Source organism: Butyrivibrio sp., from assembly GCF_017940685.1.
GTDB lineage: Bacteria > Bacillota > Clostridia > Lachnospirales > Lachnospiraceae > Butyrivibrio.
Genome location: NZ_JAGAYD010000089.1, coordinates 1 through 19,969, shown reverse-complemented (window position 1 = coordinate 19,969; position 19,969 = coordinate 1). Strand labels below are relative to the sequence as shown.

Here is a 19,969-nt window from a genome sequence, read left to right as displayed (position 1 = left end):
TCCTATATCAGTGGTTGTGGATGCAACCTCTTTTCCATCAATATCAAGGACGCAAAGATCCACGTGTGCTATGTTCTTAAGCCCGTCTATTGTGTTCTGTAAAATCTGATTGGAAATCATGTGCCACTCTTTCTTGCACGTTGTGTAGTGCATAATATTACTTATTATCGTGAATAGAGACTATCACTTTTACATTTTAATATAAATGTACAAAAAAATCCATAGAAACCACCATCTTTTTTGTGTATTTTTTAAGTTTTGTAGTCAAAAGTCACAAAAAAAATCACCCATTTTTAGCTATGGTTTTCTGATTTCAGTCTTATACTTCTGAACTAAATCTCCGATACAAAAGATAAGATAAAGTGGATTCTTTCACAAGGAGGTGCCTATGGATATTCCTGCTTTATCGATGGCATTGTCTCAGAGACAGGTTCTTAATGATTTTGGAGTTGCAATGCTCTCAAAGAGTCTTGACAACATGCAGGAAGCTGGCGCAGCCATGGTCTCTACCATAGAAGCCGCACCTGCTCCATCATTGGATCCAAACGTTGGAGCCAACTTTGACATCAGCGTATGACAGCCATCAAATGTGCTTTTATGCACAAAAAGACCCGCTCTTTGGAACGGGTCTTTTTAATGTCTTTATACGCCTGTTATCTTGAAAATGATCTCCATTCCGATCATGTACGCAAGGGATATCACAATGGCTATGATAAGCGGAACGCTAAGCAGCTTATACCCTTGCTTTTTGCTTTTTGGAATACCTGCAAAGAATTCCTGCCTCTTTTCCAGGCTGGCTATCTTAACGAGTACGCACAGCGCAAGGGCAGTTCCTATCACAGCAAGCACGAAATACACGCCTACCGAGATCAGGATGGTATTTTTAAGCTCCATGCTGTCCATGTACTCCTGGGCCTGGGTAAGTACATCTTTTTCCATGTACATCAGCAAAACTTCTGCCGTGTTAAAAAGCGCATGTGCCAAAAACGATGAAAGCACACTTCCAGTTGCCTCCACCAAAAGTGCGAACATTATACCCATGGCTGCACCATAGGCAAACTGATTGATATTAAGATGCATCATACCAAACAGTATTGACGAAAGGACAATGGATCCTACTATTCTGCCCGTTCTCTGATAGCTCTGAAGGAGCACTCCCCTAAACACAAACTCCTCAATAAATGGTCCAAAAATTCCAATGGAAAGGACCATCTGCCATAAAGGAAGCTCCAGGATCTGATCAGCCATCTCCACAACTGTATTGTCAACAAACAGCATGGACAATGAGTTGATAAATACCACCAGAGGAAACAGTAAAAGTACATACAGTGGTATCAAAAGAGCTGATGGAATCCTGATCTTCTTAAACGGTACAAGAACAGATATCTTGTCACCATGGAAAAAGACCATGGCCAGCGCCGGTATAAAGATCATCATCTCTGACAGAAAATTGTTCAGCATTACCGGCATTGCGGTCATGGTACCGATCATCCATACCGTATACAGCATAGTAAAGCATATAGTTGCGAGGATCATGTATAAAAAAGCTCTATTGGCTTTCTTGTAATCCATATCCGCCTCCTTACTTAAGTTCGATAGAAGTTTCTCCTATAACGATCTTGCCTTCTTTAAGAAGTCTTCCCACTGCACGCTTAAACTCGTTCTTACTCATGCCTGTTTTTTCTTTTATAAGATCTGGCGAAGCCTTGTCAGTAAATCCCAGCTTACCGCCATTATCCTCGATCATGGCAAATATCTTATCAGCGTCAGTATCCATCTGAAGATAAGCCTTCTCCCTTACACTTAAGTTGAGCCTTCCATCTTCCTTTACTGACACAACCCTGGCGGAAATCCTGTCGCCTATCTTAAGATTTCCATAAAGCTCCTTTTTAGCTATAAGGCCTGAGTAAATATCATCAACAGCCACAAAAGCGCCGAAATTGTCGCTCATCTCATAGACCGTTCCCATTACCTTGTCATCTTTCTTGTATGGGCTGTCGCTCTTTAAATATTTATATACATTCATAGTAACACACAGACGGCTGCTCTTATCAATGTACATAGCGCACAGCACGTCATCTCCTGCCTTCACCTTGGCAGTCTGTTCCTTGAAAGGAAGAAGCACATCCTTCTCAAGACCCCAGTCCATGAATGCTCCAATCCTGGTTGTTTCCTTAACTTTAAGGACCCTTACGTCCCCAAGCATGATCTTGGGCTCACTTGTGGTAGCAATGAGCCTGTCATCAGAGTCCTTGTAGATAAATACCTCTATGCTGCTTCCAAGATCTGCTCCCTGTGGAACCTGCTTAACTGGCAAAAGAACTTTCTCCTCGCTACCAGCTTTTTCTGCAAGATAAACTCCAAAGTCAACCTTCTTGATTACTACAAGTGTCTGTTTTTCACCTAATCTGATCATTATGTCCTCCGTTCTAAAGAAACTGCAGCAACATCACTGCGTTGTCAGTTCAACAATACATACCGGACTGTTTTTATCGTCCTTCAAATTAATAGTATAAGTCATTGCACCATTTTTTGAAACTTTCCTGATCTCAGGAAAAAGTGTATCTCCCAAAAGCGCCTGTTTCTTATATTCTGCTCTTAACGCAGCCACCTTTATGGCCTTGTCAGGAAGTGACTCAATAGCCATCCTGATGTACTGCCCGTTATTAACATGGTTGTTGGTATCAAGATGATGGCTTCTTACCAGGATCTCTTCTCCTGTCAGCACTTCTGCTTCTTTTGGAACCACAATCTTTCTGTCTCCATAGTCCATGGGAAGCCTCTCTTCAAGGGGATAAGCTTCTACAATCTCTGGAGTTATGCGGGCAGGAACTCCTTTTTCAAAATCAAACAATGTCCAGACAGAATTGGCAATTGCCAGCCTTTCTCCATCCCTGGTATCCATAAAGAAATTCCTGTGGCCAAAAAAACCCTTGAGTTCGTAAGGAATAGTTCCTATCGTGACTTCCTCGCATAGCCTCGGGTATCTGTTTATGACTATCTGCCAGGAGTTTAAAACCCAGGCGATGTTTCTTTCCTTGAGATATTCCACTGTGGCAGGACCGTCCTGAGTCTGGAAGGTTGAGCAGTCCTGGAAATAGTCTATAAGCGACTCAATTGTAAGATACGCATCCTTATCAACTTCACTGTACCTGATCCTGGAATCAAATGTATACATGGCACACCCCTTGAACATAAGTTTAAAAAAAAGCGAGATTGTTACCAATCTCGCTTTAGTAGCTGGGCTAGTAGGATTCGAACCTACGTAATGACGGAGTCAGAGTCCGTTGCCTTACCGCTTGGCGATAGCCCATCGACAAGTAGTAATTATACTTGAGACCATATAAAAAAGCAAGTACTTTTTCAAAACTTTTTTATTTTCTTTAAGCTCCAGTATTTATGGCACTTTGAGGGCTCATCCCTCAAATAAAAGATCAGCATAAGTTGGGAATGGCCAGTCTTTTTTATCCACAAGCATTTCAAGTTTATCTGCAGGATCACGAAGTGCATCCATGGCAGGTCTTACCTTGTCCTTGTAAAAATATGCAAGCTTTCTTGCATCTGTGATCTTTCTGGCCTTATTTTCAACGGTCTTAAGATCTTCCAGAGCTTTCTTCATCTTGGTGAGCTCTGCAGTGATCTCTTTAAGCTCGGAAAGAAGTGCACTCTCGTCAGCACCTGCTGCCTTTACTGCATTTACATCGCCAGCAAGTCTTCCTGCATACTTCATTACAGCAGGGATGATCTGCTTGGAAGCCATGTCTATCATTGTAAGAGCTTCGATATTGATGGTCTTTGCATAGTTCTCAAAGATTATCTCTTTTCTTGACTCAAGCTCTGTCTTGGTGTAAACGCCAAAGTCACTAAAGAGCTGGATCGCTTTCTTGGTTGTAAGAGTGTCAGCAGCCTCAATAGTTGACTTGATGTTTGGAAGTCCACGGCGCTCAGCCTCTTTTACCCACTCATCTGAGTATCCGTCACCGTTAAATATGATCCTCTGGTGGTCAGTTAAGTACTCCTTCATAAGGTCATGAACTGCCATGTCGAAGTCATCTGCCTTCTCAAGGATATCTGCAGCCTCACAGAAAGCTTCAGCAACGATAGTGTTAAGTGTTGTATTGGAGCTGGCCATGGAGTCAGATGAACCAACCATTCTGAACTCAAACTTGTTACCTGTAAATGCAAATGGTGATGTACGGTTTCTGTCTGTGGCATCCTTCTCAAACTGAGGAAGAGTTGAAACACCAGTCTTAAGCTTGCCACCTCTCTTACTTGACTTGGCTACACCAGTCTCAATAAGCTGTCTTACTACGTCTTCAAGCTGCTCTCCAAGGAAAACAGAGATGATCGCAGGAGGAGCCTCATTGGCACCAAGTCTGTGGTCATTACCTACATCTGCAGCGCTCTGTCTTAACAGATCCGCATGAGTATCTACTGCCTTTAAAATGCAGGCAAGTACAAAAAGGAACTGAACGTTCTTGTTAGGTGTATCACCTGGATCAAGAAGGTTCTTGCCATCGTCTGTGCAAAGAGACCAGTTGTCGTGCTTACCTGAGCCATTTACACCAGCAAAAGGCTTCTCGTGAAGCAGGCATCTCATATGATGATGCTCAGCAACTCTCTTCATGGTCTCCATAATGATCTGATTGTGGTCAACTGCTATATTGGCAGTCTCATAGATAGGAGCAAGCTCATGCTGACCAGGCGCAACCTCGTTGTGCTGTGTCTTGTCAGGAACACCAAGCTTCCAAAGCTCAGTATTAAGATCCTTCATGAACTCTCCGACTCTCTCACGGATTACGCCAAAGTAATGGTCTTCCATTTCCTGACCCTTAGGAGGCATTGCTCCAAAGAGAGTTCTTCCTGTAAAGATAAGGTCCTCACGCTTCATTGACTTGTCCCAGTCAACCAGGAAGTATTCCTGCTCTGGTCCAACGGAAACGTTGACTCTTGTAGCTGTGTCGTTGCCAAATAATCTTACGATCCTTAAAGCCTGCTTGTTTACAGCCTCCATTGATCTAAGTAGAGGAGTCTTTTTATCAAGAGCTTCTCCAGTATATGAGCAGAAAGCAGTAGGGATGCAGAGGGTTACACCTGCTCCGGATTCCTTAAGGAATGCAGGAGAAGTGATGTCCCAGGTTGTATATCCTCTTGCCTCGAAAGTAGCACGAAGTCCTCCGGAAGGGAATGAGGAAGCATCAGGCTCACCCTTTATAAGCTCTTTTCCAGAGAAAGAAGTAAGCATGCGGCCGTCCTGGTCTGCGCTTCCCACAAAGGAATCATGCTTCTCAGCTGTGATACCTGTAAGAGGCTGGAACCAGTGTGTGTAATGTGTTGCGCCGTTTTCTACAGCCCAGTCCTTCATGGCGTTGGCTACAACGTCAGCGGATTCCTTGGACAGTGCTCCTCCGTGCTCAATTACATTCACAACCTCTTTGTATACATTCTTTGGCAGACGCTCTCTCATCTTGGAAAGGGTAAAGACGTTCTGGCCGAAAATTTCTTCCACATTAACCTTGCTGCTCATAGTGCTACGACCTTTCATAAATAATATTTGTCATACATATTACAATAATAATCCAAAAACTTGAAGTATTTTTTGATATTACTTTTCTGGCTGCGCACTTACTCTCAAAATATCGTAGCGGCTTGGACGCTCAGACAGATCAAGATAAATGATCTCCTTGGAATGAGGACATGACTCAACAGCTATTCCATCCTCAGTGTACATGCCATTTACACGAACCTTTACATCTGTTCCGTCGGGCTTCATGATTTCAATCTCATCCCCTACACTGAACTTGTTTCTCTGCTCAATCTTAGCAAAGCCTCTCTCATCGATGTCGTACACAATTCCAAGATAGATATATTCGCTCACATATGTGTTGTTGTCATAGATCTGCATCTCATCGCTGGGCTTGCCAAAATAGAAGCCCGTTGTGAACTGGCGATAGGTGCACTTTGATATCTGATCAAGGTACCATGGCATGTTCTGTCTGTACTTTTCCTCAGATTCAAAGAAGTCGTCAATGGCCTTTCTGTAGGTCCTTGCAACAGTTGCAACGTAAAGGGCTGTCTTCATCCTTCCCTCGATCTTACAGCTGTCAACTCCTGCGTCCACCAGCTCAGGAATGTGCTCGATCATGCAAAGGTCCTTTGAGTTGAAGATATATGTTCCGCGCTCATTTTCATAAACCGGCAGATACTCACCAGGTCTCTTTTCCTCAACAACTGCGTACTTCCATCTGCATGGATGTGTGCAGGCGCCATGGTTTGCATCACGGCCTGTGAAGTAATTGGACAAAAGACATCTTCCTGAGTATGAGATGCACATTGCTCCGTGAATGAAGCTCTCCATTTCAAGGTCTTCAGGGATCCTCTGCTTTATCTCCTTGATCTCTGCCATTGAAAGCTCTCTTGCTGCAACAACTCTCTTGGCTCCAAGATCATGCCAGAAAATGTAGGTCTCGTAGTTGGTGTTGTTGGCCTGGGTAGATACATGGATGTCTATTTCAGGGCAAATCCTTCTGGCCTTCATAAAAATACCAGGGTCGGCGATTATAAGAGCGTCTGGCTTTAGCTCTTTTAGCTCATGAAGATAAGTCTCAACTCCGTCAAGGTCATAGTTGTGAGCAAGGATATTTACTGTGACATGGACGTGAACGCCATGCTCATGGGCAAATTCAATGCCCTCCTTCATCTCTTCCTTACTGAAGTTCTTGGCCTTGGCCCTAAGACCAAAAGCATCGCCTCCAATATAGACTGCATCTGCGCCAAACATTACTGCTGTCTTTAAAACTTCAAGACTGCTGGCAGGTATTAAAAGCTCCGGTTTTTTCATAAATTCACCTTTTCTTAAATCTTCACAGAGAGGCTCATGCCATCTCCAACTGTAAGTATCACTGTATTTAGCTGATCATTGTGGGTCAGCTCATAGAGGTAATCCCTCATTCTTGCGTGTATGGTCCTGTTTCTCCTTGTTACTGCAAACCTGGATTCAAAAACATCTCCGTCCTGCAGTACATTGTCAGATACAAGGAGGCCTCCCTTATTAAGGAGTCTGAGGCACTCTGGCAAAAAGTTTATATACTGCCCCTTTGCAGCATCCATAAATATAAAATCATATCCAGAAGAAAGAGTTTTTAAGATGTCCATAGCATCTCCCTCAAGGAGGGTTATCTTTTTCCCATGATCATATTTTTCAAAATTGGCTTTTGCTACTGGAATTCTCTTTTCATACTTCTCAATGGTGGTGATCTTGGTATCATCCCCTGAGTACTCGGCCATTAGAAGAGCTGAAAAGCCAACAGCGCAGCCGACCTCCAGGATGTTTACAGGTCTGTTCTGCGCCATTAAAAATTTAAGAAGTGTCTGTGTATCCTTGCGGATAATAGGCACTTCTCCTGATATTGCCTCTCTCTCCACATCATCGAGATATGGGGCATTCCCTCTATCAAGGGAATTGATAAAAGTTGTAATCCTGTCCTGATCAGCCATTGTCTGGTTCCTCAGCGGGTTCTGGCTGCGCCTCTGTCTGTGTTTCTATCTCTGGCTCAGCCTCAGTCTGCGTATCACTACCAGCTTCTGCATCGTCAGATTTCTGTCCACCTGACATTATTGAAAGCATCTCTTCAGGAGTCATTGATGTGCTTAGCTCGTAGGTTCCTGACTGCTCCATTCCGTGGTATTCAGAGAATCTCTCCTGAAGCTTAAAGAGATTTTTATCTGTAATAAGTCCAACTCCCAAAAGGTTCTCTGCTATGGTATCTGCTGAATCGCCGCTTCCTACTGTAAAAGTAACGGTCCTTCCTGTACCGGAGGATACAGCTGTCTGGTTAAAAATGTGATAGCCATAATTATATGCAACCTTGGCATATTTTGAGATAAGCATCGCCACCACAATGACAAATGCTACCTTTACTGCGGTATCAAGTAGCCCCAGTATTATTTTTTTTGCGCTCATAAATAAGTCTCCTCAAAAGACATCAGAAGTTGGTGTCCATGATAATAGGCATTATCATAGGTCTTCTCTTTGTCTTTTTCCAGATGTAATCACTAAGGGCATCCTTTACGATATTTTTAAGCTTAGCCCAATCTGTGATCCCTTTCTCAAGGGCCTCTGTGACATCATCATATACAAGGTCAGTGGCGTCATCAATGAGTTTATCAGATTCCCTGACATATACAAATCCTCTGGACACAATACTTGGTCCTGATACAATCTGACAGCTTGCCTTGTCGATACCAAATACTACTATAACTATACCGTCTTCTGCAAGATGTTGTCTGTCTCTAAGAACAACATTTCCTACATCTCCAACACCAAGACCATCCACCAAAATAGCTCCAACAGGGACTTTTCCGGCAACCTTGGCGCCGTTTTCATCAAGCTCAAGTACTTCTCCGGAATGAAGGATAAAGATATTGTCCTTGTCCATTCCAAGCTCTCTTGCAATCCTGCTCTGAGCAATAAGGTGTCTGTACTCTCCATGGACAGGCACTGAATATTTAGGCTTAACCAGTGTATAGATAAGCTTGATATCCTCCTGACAGGCATGTCCTGAAACATGAACGTCCTGGAAGATAACCTCTGCACCCTTCATCTGAAGTTCGTTGATGATGTTTGTAACAGATTTCTCATTACCTGGAATAGGATGAGATGAGAAAATAACTGTATCGCCAACGCCAATACTGATCTTTCTGTGCTGTCCGCTGGCCATTCTGCTAAGGGCAGCCATACTCTCACCCTGGCTTCCTGTTGTTATGATAACAGTCTTGTTCTCAGGGTAATTTTTGATCTGATCTATATCAACAAGTGTGTTGTCTGGTATCTTGATACATTCAAGCTTCTGGGCAATGTCAATAATGCTGACCATGCTTCTGCCTTCGACCACAACCTTCCTTCCGCATTTGTGGGCAGTATTGATGATCTGCTGAACACGGTCAACGTTTGATGCGAAGGTCGCAACAATGATCCTTGAGTTTTCGTGCTCCTCAAAGAGAGAATCAAGAACTCTTCCGACAGTCTTCTCAGACGCGGTAAATCCTGGTCTCTCAGCGTTTGTCGAGTCGCACATAAGGGCGAGAACGCCTTTTTTACCAATCTCAGCAAATCTCTGAAGATCGATAGGATCTCCAAATACAGGAGTATAGTCAACCTTGAAGTCTCCTGTGTGGACAACAGTTCCTGCAGGTGAATAGATTGCAAGAGCCGCTGCATCTACAATAGAGTGGTTTGTTCTTATGAACTCAACCCTGAAATTTCCAAGATTGATGGACTGGCCAAACTTAACAACCTTTCTTCTGGTCTTCTTAAGAAGGTTGTGCTCTTCGAGCTTGTGCTCGATGATACCCATGGTAAGCCTTGTTGCATAAACAGGTACATTAAGCTCATGAAGCACATAAGGAAGCGCACCAATGTGGTCCTCATGTCCGTGAGTTATAACAAAGCCCTTGACCTTGTCAATGTTCTCCTGCAGATAAGTGATGTCAGGGATTACCAGGTCGATTCCCAGCATGTCATCATCAGGGAAAGAGAGACCGCAATCCACTACAATAATACTGTCCTCATATCTGAAGGCAGTGATGTTCATTCCAATCTGCTCAAGACCACCCAAAGGGATGATCTGCAGCTTGGACGCATTTTCAGTTTTCTTTTTACTCAATATAATTCCTCCATTATTTTTGGCGGATGTGCAGAAAAAGACATAAACCTATAGCCCGTTAAATGTCCAGATCTACTCCATCCTCAGAAAGCAGCTTACGAAATACACCAGCAACTGCTTCAAGCTCCTGGTCATCGTCCACAATGACATAAACTGCCTCTTCATCATTCATATCGGAGTCATCCCGAAGTATAAGTGCCTCGGAATCTCCGTCTTCCTCATCAGTTACTAAAAGATAGGTCTTGGCTCCAATTACAGTCTGTTCAAGACAATAAAACTCAACTGCTTCTTCCCCATCGGGACTAAACATTATCTTTTCCAAATTCATTCACCTTTTCAATCTGTTGTCCAGATAATCCTGAAGGATGATCTGAGCTGCAATCATATCAACGTACTCTTTTCTCTTCTTGCCTTTTATTCCGGCTTCGTCCATAATCTCGTCCGCCTCAACGGTTGTAAGGCGTTCGTCCAGCATATCAACAGGAATTCCTGTTCTTCTCTCTATCTTGTCCTTAAATTCAAGGCATAACTGTGAGCGCTCAGAGACCGACTCATCCATATTAAGTGGAAGTCCAAGTACGATCTTTTCCACCCCATACTCCTGAATGAGCTGTTCAATGCGCGCTAGTGTCTTTCGAAGCTTATTTTCTTCGTTTCTACGGATAATTTCTTTACCTTGGGCTGTCAGCAAAAGCTCGTCGCTAATGGCAACTCCCACGGTCTTGGACCCGTAATCAAGTCCCATGATCCTCATTATTTTTTAGCCCAATTATTGCTCTTGATGTACTCTGTGAGCATCTCCTCAACAAGTTCATCTCTCTCAACCTTCATGATAAGGCTTCTTGCACCCTTGTGGCTTGTGATGTAGGTTGGATCTCCAGACATGATGTAGCCTACTATCTGATTTACCGGATTGTAGCCCTTCTCTAAAAGAGCGTCGTAAACAACAGAAAGTACCTTCTTAACACCTGTCTCAGGCTCAACTTCTACTTTAAAAAATTGGGTATTACCTAAATCCTGCTCTGGCATAGTTAATTCAACCTTTCATAACTATAGTTATTTTCATTTTACAACACTAATTTTAAATAAGCAATGTATCGGCATTTAGTAAAGTCCTGGGAGTAGCCCTTGAAAACTCCCCAGATACGGCATTTTTGTAGTCATCGCTTCCTTCACAGGCAGCAACTCTGACATATCTGTCAGTATGTCCAATCATATATTTCTTGCCGCCGTGAACCTCCTCATCCTCCCAGAGAACAGAAAGCTCCTGGCCAATAAATCCCTTCCTGTACTCTTCAGAATCACGGGCTGTTATATCAAGGAGCACATCGCTTCTTTCAGACTTCTGCCTGTCGGTAAGCTGATCCGCCATTCCTGCTGCCACAGTTCCTTTTCTTGGGGAATACTTAAAGACATGCATTTCATAGAACTCTATATCAGACACAAAGTCCCTGCACTCTTCAAACTCCTCTTTTGTTTCACCAGGGAAGCCAACGATCACATCTGTGGTTATGGCAGGTCTGTCGAAGGCCTTTCGCAAAAGAGCTACTGACTCTTTAAACTCCTCTGCTGTATAGTGGCGGTTCATCCTCTTAAGAACTGAGTTGCATCCGCTCTGGAGCGATAAGTGAAAGTGAGGGCAAAGCTTCTCGATCCTGGCCATTCTCTCAACATTTTCTTTTGTAATGAACCTTGGTTCAATTGAACCAAGCCTTATCCTCTCGATGCCCTCAACCCCGGCGACCTTTTCCACAAGGTCAACCAGCATGGGCTGTCCCTTGTCCATTCCGTAGCTGCCAACATGGATTCCTGTTATGACAACTTCCTTGCATCCCTTAAGGGAAAGATCCTTAACCTCTTCAATGACATCTCCCATATCCCTGCTGCGGACTCGTCCTCTTGCATAAGGAATAACGCAGTAGGTGCAGAACTGATTACATCCATCCTGAACCTTGATGTAAGCTCTGGTGTGTTCTGGAAGGTCAGTAAGTCTCATCTCTTCATAGACATCTGTGTGATTGATATCTATTACAGACTTTCCACCCATAGTTTTATCAAGATCCCCTCTGGCAGCAACGAACTCAGAAAGGATGTCAGCAATCTCCGCTTTTTTGTTGTTGCCAACAGCCAGATCTATGGATTCATCTTTTTTTACACCGTCCATTCCTGTCTCAACATAGCAGCCAACAGCCACAACTATTGCATCAGGATTCTCCTTTTTTGACTTGTGGAGCATCTGTCTGGACTTCCTGTCAGCTATATTTGTAACAGTACAGGTGTTGATGATATAGACGTCTGCCTTTTCATTAAATGGCACAATCACGCAGCCAGCATCAGATAATTTCTGGCTCATAACGTCCATTTCGTAACTATTTACTTTGCATCCAAGGTTATGAAGGGCTACCTTTAAGCCTTTAATGTTATTTTCCATACTATATCTCATTGACTTTTTACAATCTTCCGTTTACTATTAAGAAGAAAAGGAGGTATTTGCGCAATGAAGACCGTAAAAATTTCACTTAATTCTATCGATAAGGTAAAATCTTTTGTTAACGATATTACGAAGTTTGATTATGACTTCGATCTCGTTTCTGGAAGATACGTTATCGATGCTAAGTCTATCATGGGTATCTTTTCATTAGATCTTTCAAAGCCTATCGATCTTAACATCCATGCAGAAGACGGCGCAGATGAGGTTCTCGAGATCTTGAAGCCTTACATGGTCTGATCACTGTTTGATCAGATCTTCCAAAAAAGATTATTATAGACCATCCTAGGAAACGTTCTTAGGATGGTCTTTTTTGAGCAGAGCACTTGCTGAGGTCTTTTCGAAGCTAGTGCGAGCCATGGGTGATCACTTGGCGAGGTCCTTTCGAGCCTAGTGAGAATCCCAGAGCTTACCTACTAATCTCTATAATCTCATCCGTCTCAAGTGCAACCCTAACCAGTTCATCTATCTTTTCTACGAGGTTCTCCTCATGTCTTTCGATGACATCAAGTCTGGGCTTGGTAACAGGGTGCTTGGCAACAAAGATAGTACAGCAGTCCTCGTAAGGAAGGATTGATGTCTCATAAGCACCTATCTTCTCAGAAATATCTACAATATCCTGTTTATCAAAAGCGATGAGTGGTCTGTAAACAGGCATATCCCTTACAACTTCTCCGGTACACATAAGGCTCTGCATGGTCTGGGACGCAACCTGTCCGATACTCTCGCCAGTGATAAGACCCATACATCCGCTCTTTGCAGCAATAATATCCGCAATTTTCATCATGTATCTGCGCATGATGATGGTAAGCTCATCGTGAGGGCACTTCTCATAAATGTACATCTGAATATCAGTAAAGTTGATAACATGAAGTTTGATGTTACCTGTATACTTTGCAATAACCTTAGCAAGATCTACAACCTTCTGCTTGGCCATCTCGCTTGTATATGGGGGTGCATTGAAATATACCGCCTCAAGGTCAACACCTCTTTTTGCGATCATATAGCCAGCTACAGGTGAATCAATTCCTCCAGACAAAAGAAGCATTGCCTTTCCTGCAGTTCCTATTGGCATTCCGCCAGGTCCAGGAATGATCTCAGAAAAGATGTTGAGCTTTTCTCTGATCTCTACGTTGATAAGGACCTGTGGCTCGTGAACATCGACCTTCATGGTATCATAGGCGTCAAGAACCTTAGCTCCTATCTCTGCTGCCATCTCCATGGAATCCATAGGATAGCTCTTATCAACTCTTCTGACCTTGATCTTGAAGGTCTTGTTTTTATCAGGGTATACGCCATCCACAAAGTCTACTACAGCCTGGCAGACACCAGCAACGTCAGGGAGGTGATTTTCACCATCTCTCTCAATCGTCACAGCAGGGCATATTCCTGTTATTCCAAATACTGTCTGAAGGGCAGAAACAGTCTCATCAAAGTCAAAGTCTTTTGCTTCTACGTAAACTCTTCCGGCAGTTTTAGAAATCTCAAAGGATCCGTCGCACTTTGACAGAACTCTTTTTATCTGCTTAACAAGGGCATCTTCAAAGATATATCTGTTCTTGCCCTTAACTCCGATCTCTGCATATTTGATTACAAAAGCATGGTACTGCATACGTATCTCCCTTAATGTCTGTAGAACTTTCTCATGGTCTCCACCTGATCCTCAAGTGTATCCAAGAGATAATCAATTTCTTCTTTTGTGGTCTCCAGTGACATGCTGATCCTTATGGTTGATTCCAAAAGATCCCTCTCAAGGCCTATAGCCTGAAGTGTATCTGAAATATGAGGGTTGTTGGAAGTGCAGGCAGAACCTGCTGAAACGTAGATCTGCTTGCTGCTTAGCATGTTGAGGATCGTCTCTGCACGAAGTCCCCTTATTGATACGCTGACAATATGTGGGGCACCCTTATCTGGCTCAGGGCCATTGATCTTAATATCTGAAATCCTTTTGCCAAGTGAATCTATAAGGTATTTTTTCAGCTCGTAGAGCTTTCCAATCTTGTTGTCAAAATCCTCATAACACATCTTTGCTGCCAGCGCCATTCCTGCAATGCCAGGAACATTCTCTGTGCCTGATCTCATGCCCTTTTGCTGTCCACCGCCGTAGCATATTGGATTTATCTTTGTACCTTTTTTGATATACAAAAATCCCACACCCTTTGGTCCGTGGATCTTGTGGCTGCTGACTGATAAAAGATCGATGTTCATTGATCTGGGCCTTATCTGCAGCTTACCATAGGCCTGCACAGCATCCACATGGAAAAGAATCTTTTCATCTATGGACTTTATAAGCTTTCCCGCTTCCTGTACAGGCTGGATAGCTCCGATCTCGTTGTTGACCATCATCATGGATACCAGGATAGTGTCCTCTCTGATGGCATTTTTCAGATCTTCAAGGCTCACAACGCCGTATTCATCTACTGGGAGGCGTGTGATCTCAAAGCTCTCTTTCTTTAAAGCTTCACAGGTCTCAAGAACAGCCGGATGCTCAATGCTGGTGGTGATGATGTGCTTGCCTCTCCAGGCATTTGCTCTCGCCCCGCCAATTATCGCCATGTTATCAGACTCAGTTCCTCCTGATGTAAAGACTATCTCCGCAGGATCAACTTTCAAAGTACCTGCAATTGTCTCCCTTGCTCCAAACAATCTACTTGAAGAAACTGTTCCCATATGGTGAACGCTTGAAGCATTTCCATATTCTTCTGTCATTATCTTGGCTACAAGCTCAGCAACCTCTTTATAGGCCCTGGTTGTAGCTGAATTATCCAAATACGCTTCCATAATCTTCCTCACCTCTCAAGGTGATACATAAGCCATGAAATGGCTGTAAATCCTGCTGTCTCTGTCCGAAGTATCCTCTTTCCAAGAGTAATTGGCTGTATGTCATTAGAAAGGCACAGCTCTATTTCCTCTTCCGAAAAACCGCCCTCCGGTCCTATGAAGACCGCTACACTCTCACCTGGCTCAATGCCTTCAATGATATTTTTAGTAAAAGAAATATCTTTGGCATTTTCATAGGGTATGAGTTTAACATCAATGGCTTCTTTTTTGCAATACTCTATTGCCTGTTTCATCGTAAGTGGCATCTCAACTTCAGGGATTATGCCACGCTTACTCTGCTTGGCTGCCGCTTCTGAAATGGCCTGCCATCTCTTTTGCTTACCTGCAGCCTTCTTGTCATCGAGCTTAACAATGCATCTCTTGGTGGACATAGGGATTATCCTGTATGCTCCAAGTTCAACCGCCTTCTGAATTATAAGCTCCATCTTGTCTACCTTGGGAAGCCCCTGGAAAAGATATATCTTTGAAGGCAACTCGTGACCATTTTCTTCAATAAAGCAGAGCTTTCCTACTACACAGTCGTCTGAAAAAGATGCGATCTCATAAAAAAGCTCTTTTCCGGAATCGTCAGAAAGGATGCTGACGGAAAACTGCTCCCCCACCTTCATCCTAAGGACATTGGCTATGTGGTTGTAATCGCTGCCTGTTATCTGAACTTCCTTGTAATCAGAAGACAGCTGACTATTTTCAACAAAAAAGTGATACATTAGTTTTTCCTCGAAGTGATCGAAACCCAGTCTCCCTGGTGGTGGATCTCAAGTATCTCAAGACCCGCATCCAGATGCGCCTTTTTAACCTCTTCTTCCTTGGTATCAATGATTCCTGAGGTAATGTAGATACCTCCGGATTTTAAGTTATTTAATATAACTGGTGTAAGGGGAACAAGAACATTTGCAAGGATATTGGCAACTACAATGTCGTACTTGTCATATCCAACCTTGTCCTGAACCTGTTTATCATCAATGATGTTTCCGATCATCATCTCAAACTTATCCTCTGAGATGCCGTTGTTTTCCATGTTTTCTTTTACAGCAGGAACTGCACACTTATCAAGATCAGTGCCCACAGCATGCCTTGCACCAAACATAAGGGCAAGTATTGATAATACGCCGCTTCCTGTTCCTACATCCAAAAGAACTGTATCCTTAGTGACATACTTTTTAAGCATTCTGATGCAGAGCTGAGTGGTCTCGTGCATGCCAGTTCCAAAGGCTGTGCCAGGGTCTATGTGAAGGACCATGTTTGCCTTATTCTGGTCCTCCTCTGACTCCTTCTCCCAGGAAGGGATAACAAGGATGTCATCGATAAAGAACTTGTGGAAGTACTGCTTCCAGTTATTTATCCAGTCTATATCCTCTGTGACATCTACAGAAATAGTTCCATCGCCTATATCAGAAAAACTCTTAAGTTCTGAAAGCTTTTCCCTGATGGCCTCCTGCATCTGCTCGGGAGTTCTCTTTTCCGTTACATACTCGCCGTTTTCATCTGGCAGAGAAACCGTCAGCATGTTGTCGTCATCTATCTCTAAAAAGAAACTGAGGTAAGCCACGCCTTTTTCGATCACAGGTCCATTGTCATCTGGCTCAAGCTCTGGGGCATCAATAAACATCTGCTCCTTGTCCTGAGCAGACAGTGGTACATTGTCCTCGATCTGAGCGCCCTCAAGTCCAATATCCTCAAGGTAGCTTACTATGATATCTTCTGACTCCTCATTTGTTCTTATCCTGAATCTCATCCATTTCATAATGTGCTCCTTTATAAGCGCAAAAAGAAAACTTCCGTAGTTATTATAACCTAACTACGGAAGTATATCATATATCGTTAAGTTTCCCAAAACTTTTTCTTCTTTTTGCCGCCACCGCCTGATGGATCCTTGTCATCTGAACCCATGAGCCTGTCAGCTGCTGTAAGGGAATCTCCTGTCTTCTCATCGAATTTCTTAAGAAGCTCCTTGGCCTCTTTAGAAAGCTTTTCAGGAACCTGAACTACAAGGGTAACATAGTGGTCGCCTCTCTGTTCCTTGTCCCTAAGTGATGGAACACCCTTGCCACGAAGTCTTACTCTGGTATCTGTCTGAGTACCAGCCTTAACGTCATATGCAACCTTGCCATCAACAGTATCAATAAGAACTGTTCCTCCAAGAGCTGCTACTGCAAAGGATACTGGAACCATTGAGTAGATGTTGTAGCCCTCTCTCTGGAAGATAGGATGATCTGAAACGACAACTTCTACAAGAAGGTCTCCTCTTGGTCCGCCGTTTACACCAGGTTCACCCTTTTCTCTGATCCTTACGCTCTGGCCATTATCTATACCTGCAGGGATAGTAACTTTGATCTTCTTCCTGCTGGCGATATATCCTGTTCCGTGACAGTCACTACACTTATCCTTGATAACCTTACCAGTACCTCCGCAGTCTGGACAGGTCTGAACATTTCTAACTGTTCCAAAGAAGGACTGCTGTGTGTAGACAATCTGTCCCTTACCACCACATTTACTACAGGTCTGTGGTGATGTTCCTGGCTTAGCACCTGTTCCATGACAGGTTGGACATGGATCCTTGATGGTGAGCTCAAGCTCTTTTTCACAGCCAAATACAGCCTCAAGGAAGGTTATGCGAACACTGGCACGAAGATTGGCTCCCTTAGATGGGCCGTTTCTTGTGGCGCCACGTGACCTGCCACCTCCAAAGAAGTCTCCGAAAATATCTCCAAAGATATCTCCAAAGTCTGCACCGTTGAAGTCAAAGCCTCCGAATCCACCAGCTCCGCCTTCAAAGGCAGCGTGTCCAAACTGGTCGTACTGACGCTTCTTCTCAGGGTCACTTAAAACCGCATAAGCCTCAGATGCTTCCTTGAACTTCTCAGCTGCTGAATCATCGCCAGGGTTCATATCAGGATGATACTTCTTAGCAAGGACTCTGTATGCTTTTTTAATCTCTTCGTCCGAAGCATTCTTGCCAACACCCAGGACTTCATAATAATCGCGTTTCTGCTCTGCCATAGTACTCCTTATAAAACCTCTTAATAGCCAGACGAACTAGTCGCCTGGCTATGAGTATATCACATTTTTAATTGAGACGACTTAGACCTCTCTATAGTCTCCATCAACAACGTTGTCGTCGTTTGCAGAAGATGAAGAAGCATTCATGTCAGGGCCTGCCTGTCCCATGTCTGGGCCTGCACCCTGAGCACCAGCTGCACCCTGTGCATTCTCGTACATCTTAGCAAACAGAGCCTGTGCATCGTTCATGAGCTTCTCTTTCTGGCTCTTAAGAGAATCGATCTCTGAGTCTGAAAGCTCCTTATCCTTGGTCTGCTCAAGAGTATCCTTGAGAGCCTTGATGTCGTCCTCAACAACCTGCTTCTGTGAAGGATCGATCTTGTCTCCTACATCCTGAAGAGCCTTCTCTGTCTGGAATACGAATGAGTCAGCATCGTTTCTTGCATCAATGCCTTCCTTACGCTTCTTGTCCTGAGCCTCATACTCCTGAGCCTCTTTAACAGCCTTATCGATATCCTCGTCAGACATGTTAGAACCAGCTGTGATTGTGATGTGCTGTTCCTTGCCTGTTCCAAGGTCCTTAGCTGATACGTTAACGATACCGTTTGCATCGATATCGAATGTAACCTCGATCTGAGGAACACCTCTCATTGCTGGAGGGATTCCATCAAGTCTGAACTGTCCAAGAGACTTATTGTCCTTAGCGAACTGTCTCTCACCCTGAAGAACGTTGATGTCAACGGCTGTCTGGTTATCAGCTGCAGTTGAGAATACCTGACTCTTCTTGGTAGGGATTGTTGTGTTACGCTCGATAAGTCTTGTAGCAACACCACCCATTGTCTCGATTGAAAGTGAAAGAGGTGTTACATCAAGAAGAAGGATGTCACCAGCGCCCTCATCACCAGCAAGCTTACCGCCCTGGATACCAGCACCGATTGCTACGCACTCATCAGGGTTGAGGTTCTTAGAAGGCTCCTGACCTGTGAGCTGTTTAACCTTCTCTACTACGCAAGGAACACGAGTTGATCCACCAACAAGAAGTACCTTGCCGATATCTGAATTTGTAAGACCAGCATCCTTCATAGCGTTCTGTACAGGGATTGCTGTTCTCTCTACAAGATCGTGAATGAGCTCTTCGAACTTAGCTCTTGTAAGATCTACGTCGAAGTGCTTAGGGCCATCTGCACCAGCTGAGATGAAAGGAAGGTTGATGTTTGTTGTAGTTGAAGAAGAAAGTTCCTTCTTAGCCTTCTCTGCAGCTTCCTTAAGTCTCTGCATAGCCATCTTGTCGCCTGAAAGGTCAACGCCCTCTTTGTTCTTGAAGTCCTGAACCATCCAGTCGATGATTGCCTGGTCGAAGTCATCACCACCAAGGTGTGTATCACCGTTTGTTGAAAGAACTTCGATAACGCCATCACCGATATCAATGATAGATACATCGAATGTACCACCACCAAGGTCATAAACCATGATCTTCTGCTCTTTTTCATTATCAAGACCATAAGCAAGAGCTGCTGCTGTAGGCTCGTTGATGATTCTCTTTACTTCAAGACCTGCAATCTTACCGGCATCCTTTGTTGCCTGACGCTGTGCATCATTGAAATATGCAGGAACTGTGATTACTGCTTCTGTAACTTTTTCGCCGAGATACTGTTCTGCATCAGCCTTCAGCTTCTGAAGGATCATAGCTGAAATCTGCTGAGGTGAATACTTCTTGCCGTCGATTGTACGGCCGTGATCTGTACCCATATCTCTCTTGATTGATGAGATTGTGTTCTCAGCATTTGTTACAGCCTGACGCTTAGCAGGCTCGCCGACGATCCTCTCGCCGTTCTTTGTGAAAGCAACGATTGAAGGTGTTGTTCTAGCGCCTTCTGCGTTAGCGATAACGGTGGGCTTACCACCTTCCATAACTGCTACGCAGCTATTAGTTGTACCAAGGTCGATACCAATAATCTTACTCATTTCTTTTTCC

General features: G+C 43.8%; 20 protein-coding genes, 1 tRNA gene and 1 pseudogene. 2 read left to right on the top strand and 20 right to left on the bottom strand.

The genetic code is table 11. The features are described 5' to 3' along the window. Positions 1 to 120, bottom strand: a pseudogene (locus J6I68_RS17345) (PucR family transcriptional regulator); the annotation flags it as partial. Between the two features lie 268 nt (positions 121 to 388). On the opposite strand from J6I68_RS17345, the gene J6I68_RS05790 reads away from it, so the two are divergent. Beyond that, positions 389 to 577, top strand: a complete 189-nt coding sequence (locus J6I68_RS05790; protein ID WP_292218412.1) for a YjfB family protein — start codon at positions 389 to 391, stop codon at positions 575 to 577. A gap of 65 nt (positions 578 to 642) precedes the next feature. Here the strand turns inward: J6I68_RS05790 and J6I68_RS05785 are convergent, their stop codons facing one another. From J6I68_RS05785 to mtaB, 13 genes are all read right to left on the bottom strand, one after another. Beyond that, positions 643 to 1,572: a CPBP family intramembrane glutamic endopeptidase gene (locus tag J6I68_RS05785; RefSeq protein WP_292218409.1), complete on the bottom strand. Its 930-nt coding sequence runs from the start codon at positions 1,570 to 1,572 to the stop codon at positions 643 to 645. 10 nt (positions 1,573 to 1,582) lie between these two features. After that, on the bottom strand, positions 1,583 to 2,416 hold the full coding sequence (locus J6I68_RS05780; RefSeq protein WP_292218407.1) for a CvfB family protein: 834 nt from the start codon (positions 2,414 to 2,416) through the stop codon (positions 1,583 to 1,585). A gap of 33 nt (positions 2,417 to 2,449) precedes the next feature. Next, entirely contained in the window at positions 2,450 to 3,178 is a 729-nt protein-coding gene (locus J6I68_RS05775) for an acyl-[acyl-carrier-protein] thioesterase (protein ID WP_292218406.1), read from the bottom strand. 62 nt (positions 3,179 to 3,240) lie between these two features. After that, positions 3,241 to 3,313, bottom strand: a tRNA-Gln gene (locus J6I68_RS05770). Positions 3,314 to 3,415: 102 nt separating this feature from the next. After that, the gene (locus tag J6I68_RS05765; protein WP_292218405.1) at positions 3,416 to 5,527 is read right to left on the bottom strand and encodes a glutamine synthetase III family protein; all 2,112 of its coding nucleotides are present in this window, start codon (positions 5,525 to 5,527) and stop codon (positions 3,416 to 3,418) included. A gap of 78 nt (positions 5,528 to 5,605) precedes the next feature. Next, positions 5,606 to 6,841: a peptidase U32 family protein gene (locus tag J6I68_RS05760; protein ID WP_292218403.1), complete on the bottom strand. Its 1,236-nt coding sequence runs from the start codon at positions 6,839 to 6,841 to the stop codon at positions 5,606 to 5,608. A gap of 14 nt (positions 6,842 to 6,855) precedes the next feature. Next, a complete protein-coding gene (locus J6I68_RS05755) occupies positions 6,856 to 7,497 on the bottom strand; it encodes an O-methyltransferase (RefSeq protein ID WP_292218401.1) in 642 nt (213 codons plus the stop codon). Beyond that, the gene (locus J6I68_RS05750; protein WP_292218399.1) at positions 7,490 to 7,963 is read right to left on the bottom strand and encodes an endolytic transglycosylase MltG; all 474 of its coding nucleotides are present in this window, start codon (positions 7,961 to 7,963) and stop codon (positions 7,490 to 7,492) included. Before J6I68_RS05750 ends, J6I68_RS05755 begins: the two co-directional genes overlap by 8 nt. A 22-nt stretch (positions 7,964 to 7,985) precedes the next feature. Beyond that, positions 7,986 to 9,665 (bottom strand): ribonuclease J, encoded by a 1,680-nt coding sequence (locus J6I68_RS05745; RefSeq protein ID WP_292218397.1) that lies wholly within the window; start codon positions 9,663 to 9,665, stop codon positions 7,986 to 7,988. 58 nt (positions 9,666 to 9,723) lie between these two features. After that, positions 9,724 to 9,993, bottom strand: a complete 270-nt coding sequence (locus tag J6I68_RS05740; RefSeq protein WP_330613666.1) for a DUF1292 domain-containing protein — start codon at positions 9,991 to 9,993, stop codon at positions 9,724 to 9,726. Then, positions 9,994 to 10,419 (bottom strand): Holliday junction resolvase RuvX, encoded by a 426-nt coding sequence (ruvX, locus tag J6I68_RS05735; RefSeq protein ID WP_292205540.1) that lies wholly within the window; start codon positions 10,417 to 10,419, stop codon positions 9,994 to 9,996. Then, a complete protein-coding gene (locus tag J6I68_RS05730; RefSeq protein WP_292205537.1) occupies positions 10,419 to 10,694 on the bottom strand; it encodes an IreB family regulatory phosphoprotein in 276 nt (91 codons plus the stop codon). The genes ruvX and J6I68_RS05730 overlap by 1 nt, the downstream gene beginning before the upstream one ends. A gap of 52 nt (positions 10,695 to 10,746) precedes the next feature. Next, positions 10,747 to 12,096 (bottom strand): tRNA (N(6)-L-threonylcarbamoyladenosine(37)-C(2))-methylthiotransferase MtaB, encoded by a 1,350-nt coding sequence (gene mtaB, locus J6I68_RS05725; RefSeq protein WP_292218396.1) that lies wholly within the window; start codon positions 12,094 to 12,096, stop codon positions 10,747 to 10,749. A gap of 66 nt (positions 12,097 to 12,162) precedes the next feature. Between mtaB and J6I68_RS05720 the strand changes: the two genes are divergently transcribed. Further along, on the top strand, positions 12,163 to 12,393 hold the full coding sequence (locus J6I68_RS05720) for an HPr family phosphocarrier protein (RefSeq protein WP_024866396.1): 231 nt from the start codon (positions 12,163 to 12,165) through the stop codon (positions 12,391 to 12,393). Between the two features lie 169 nt (positions 12,394 to 12,562). Here J6I68_RS05720 and thiI read toward each other — a convergent pair whose 3' ends face one another. The 6 genes from thiI to dnaK form a co-directional block, all read right to left on the bottom strand. After that, positions 12,563 to 13,765 carry a tRNA uracil 4-sulfurtransferase ThiI gene (gene thiI / locus J6I68_RS05715; protein WP_292218393.1) on the bottom strand — a complete coding sequence of 401 codons (1,203 nt, stop codon included), beginning with the start codon at positions 13,763 to 13,765 and terminating at the stop codon, positions 12,563 to 12,565. An 11-nt stretch (positions 13,766 to 13,776) separates the two neighbouring features. Next, positions 13,777 to 14,934, bottom strand: a complete 1,158-nt coding sequence (locus J6I68_RS05710) for a cysteine desulfurase family protein (protein WP_292218390.1) — start codon at positions 14,932 to 14,934, stop codon at positions 13,777 to 13,779. 8 nt (positions 14,935 to 14,942) lie between these two features. Further along, positions 14,943 to 15,701, bottom strand: coding sequence for an RsmE family RNA methyltransferase (locus tag J6I68_RS05705; protein ID WP_292218388.1), 759 nt, complete (start codon positions 15,699 to 15,701; stop codon positions 14,943 to 14,945). Next, a complete protein-coding gene (gene prmA / locus J6I68_RS05700) occupies positions 15,701 to 16,738 on the bottom strand; it encodes a 50S ribosomal protein L11 methyltransferase (protein WP_292218385.1) in 1,038 nt (345 codons plus the stop codon). The genes J6I68_RS05705 and prmA overlap by 1 nt, the downstream gene beginning before the upstream one ends. A gap of 77 nt (positions 16,739 to 16,815) precedes the next feature. Further along, entirely contained in the window at positions 16,816 to 17,994 is a 1,179-nt protein-coding gene (dnaJ, locus tag J6I68_RS05695) for a molecular chaperone DnaJ (RefSeq protein ID WP_292218383.1), read from the bottom strand. Positions 17,995 to 18,075: 81 nt separating this feature from the next. Next, positions 18,076 to 19,959 (bottom strand): molecular chaperone DnaK, encoded by a 1,884-nt coding sequence (dnaK, locus tag J6I68_RS05690; protein WP_292218414.1) that lies wholly within the window; start codon positions 19,957 to 19,959, stop codon positions 18,076 to 18,078. Between the last annotated feature and the right edge of the window lie 10 nt (positions 19,960 to 19,969).

Coding starts and splice junctions, on each gene's coding strand:
- J6I68_RS05790 (WP_292218412.1), top strand. CDS start 389: ATGGATATTCCTGCTTTATCGATGGCATTGTCTCAGAGACAGGTTCTT.
- J6I68_RS05785 (WP_292218409.1), bottom strand. CDS start 1,572: ATGGATTACAAGAAAGCCAATAGAGCTTTTTTATACATGATCCTCGCA.
- J6I68_RS05780 (WP_292218407.1), bottom strand. CDS start 2,416: ATGATCAGATTAGGTGAAAAACAGACACTTGTAGTAATCAAGAAGGTT.
- J6I68_RS05775 (WP_292218406.1), bottom strand. CDS start 3,178: ATGTATACATTTGATTCCAGGATCAGGTACAGTGAAGTTGATAAGGAT.
- J6I68_RS05765 (WP_292218405.1), bottom strand. CDS start 5,527: ATGAGCAGCAAGGTTAATGTGGAAGAAATTTTCGGCCAGAACGTCTTT.
- J6I68_RS05760 (WP_292218403.1), bottom strand. CDS start 6,841: ATGAAAAAACCGGAGCTTTTAATACCTGCCAGCAGTCTTGAAGTTTTA.
- J6I68_RS05755 (WP_292218401.1), bottom strand. CDS start 7,497: ATGGCTGATCAGGACAGGATTACAACTTTTATCAATTCCCTTGATAGA.
- J6I68_RS05750 (WP_292218399.1), bottom strand. CDS start 7,963: ATGAGCGCAAAAAAAATAATACTGGGGCTACTTGATACCGCAGTAAAG.
- J6I68_RS05740 (WP_330613666.1), bottom strand. CDS start 9,993: ATGAATTTGGAAAAGATAATGTTTAGTCCCGATGGGGAAGAAGCAGTT.
- ruvX (WP_292205540.1), bottom strand. CDS start 10,419: ATGAGGATCATGGGACTTGATTACGGGTCCAAGACCGTGGGAGTTGCC.
- J6I68_RS05730 (WP_292205537.1), bottom strand. CDS start 10,694: ATGCCAGAGCAGGATTTAGGTAATACCCAATTTTTTAAAGTAGAAGTT.
- mtaB (WP_292218396.1), bottom strand. CDS start 12,096: ATGGAAAATAACATTAAAGGCTTAAAGGTAGCCCTTCATAACCTTGGA.
- J6I68_RS05720 (WP_024866396.1), top strand. CDS start 12,163: ATGAAGACCGTAAAAATTTCACTTAATTCTATCGATAAGGTAAAATCT.
- thiI (WP_292218393.1), bottom strand. CDS start 13,765: ATGCAGTACCATGCTTTTGTAATCAAATATGCAGAGATCGGAGTTAAG.
- J6I68_RS05710 (WP_292218390.1), bottom strand. CDS start 14,934: ATGGAAGCGTATTTGGATAATTCAGCTACAACCAGGGCCTATAAAGAG.
- J6I68_RS05705 (WP_292218388.1), bottom strand. CDS start 15,701: ATGTATCACTTTTTTGTTGAAAATAGTCAGCTGTCTTCTGATTACAAG.
- prmA (WP_292218385.1), bottom strand. CDS start 16,738: ATGAAATGGATGAGATTCAGGATAAGAACAAATGAGGAGTCAGAAGAT.
- dnaJ (WP_292218383.1), bottom strand. CDS start 17,994: ATGGCAGAGCAGAAACGCGATTATTATGAAGTCCTGGGTGTTGGCAAG.
- dnaK (WP_292218414.1), bottom strand. CDS start 19,959: ATGAGTAAGATTATTGGTATCGACCTTGGTACAACTAATAGCTGCGTA.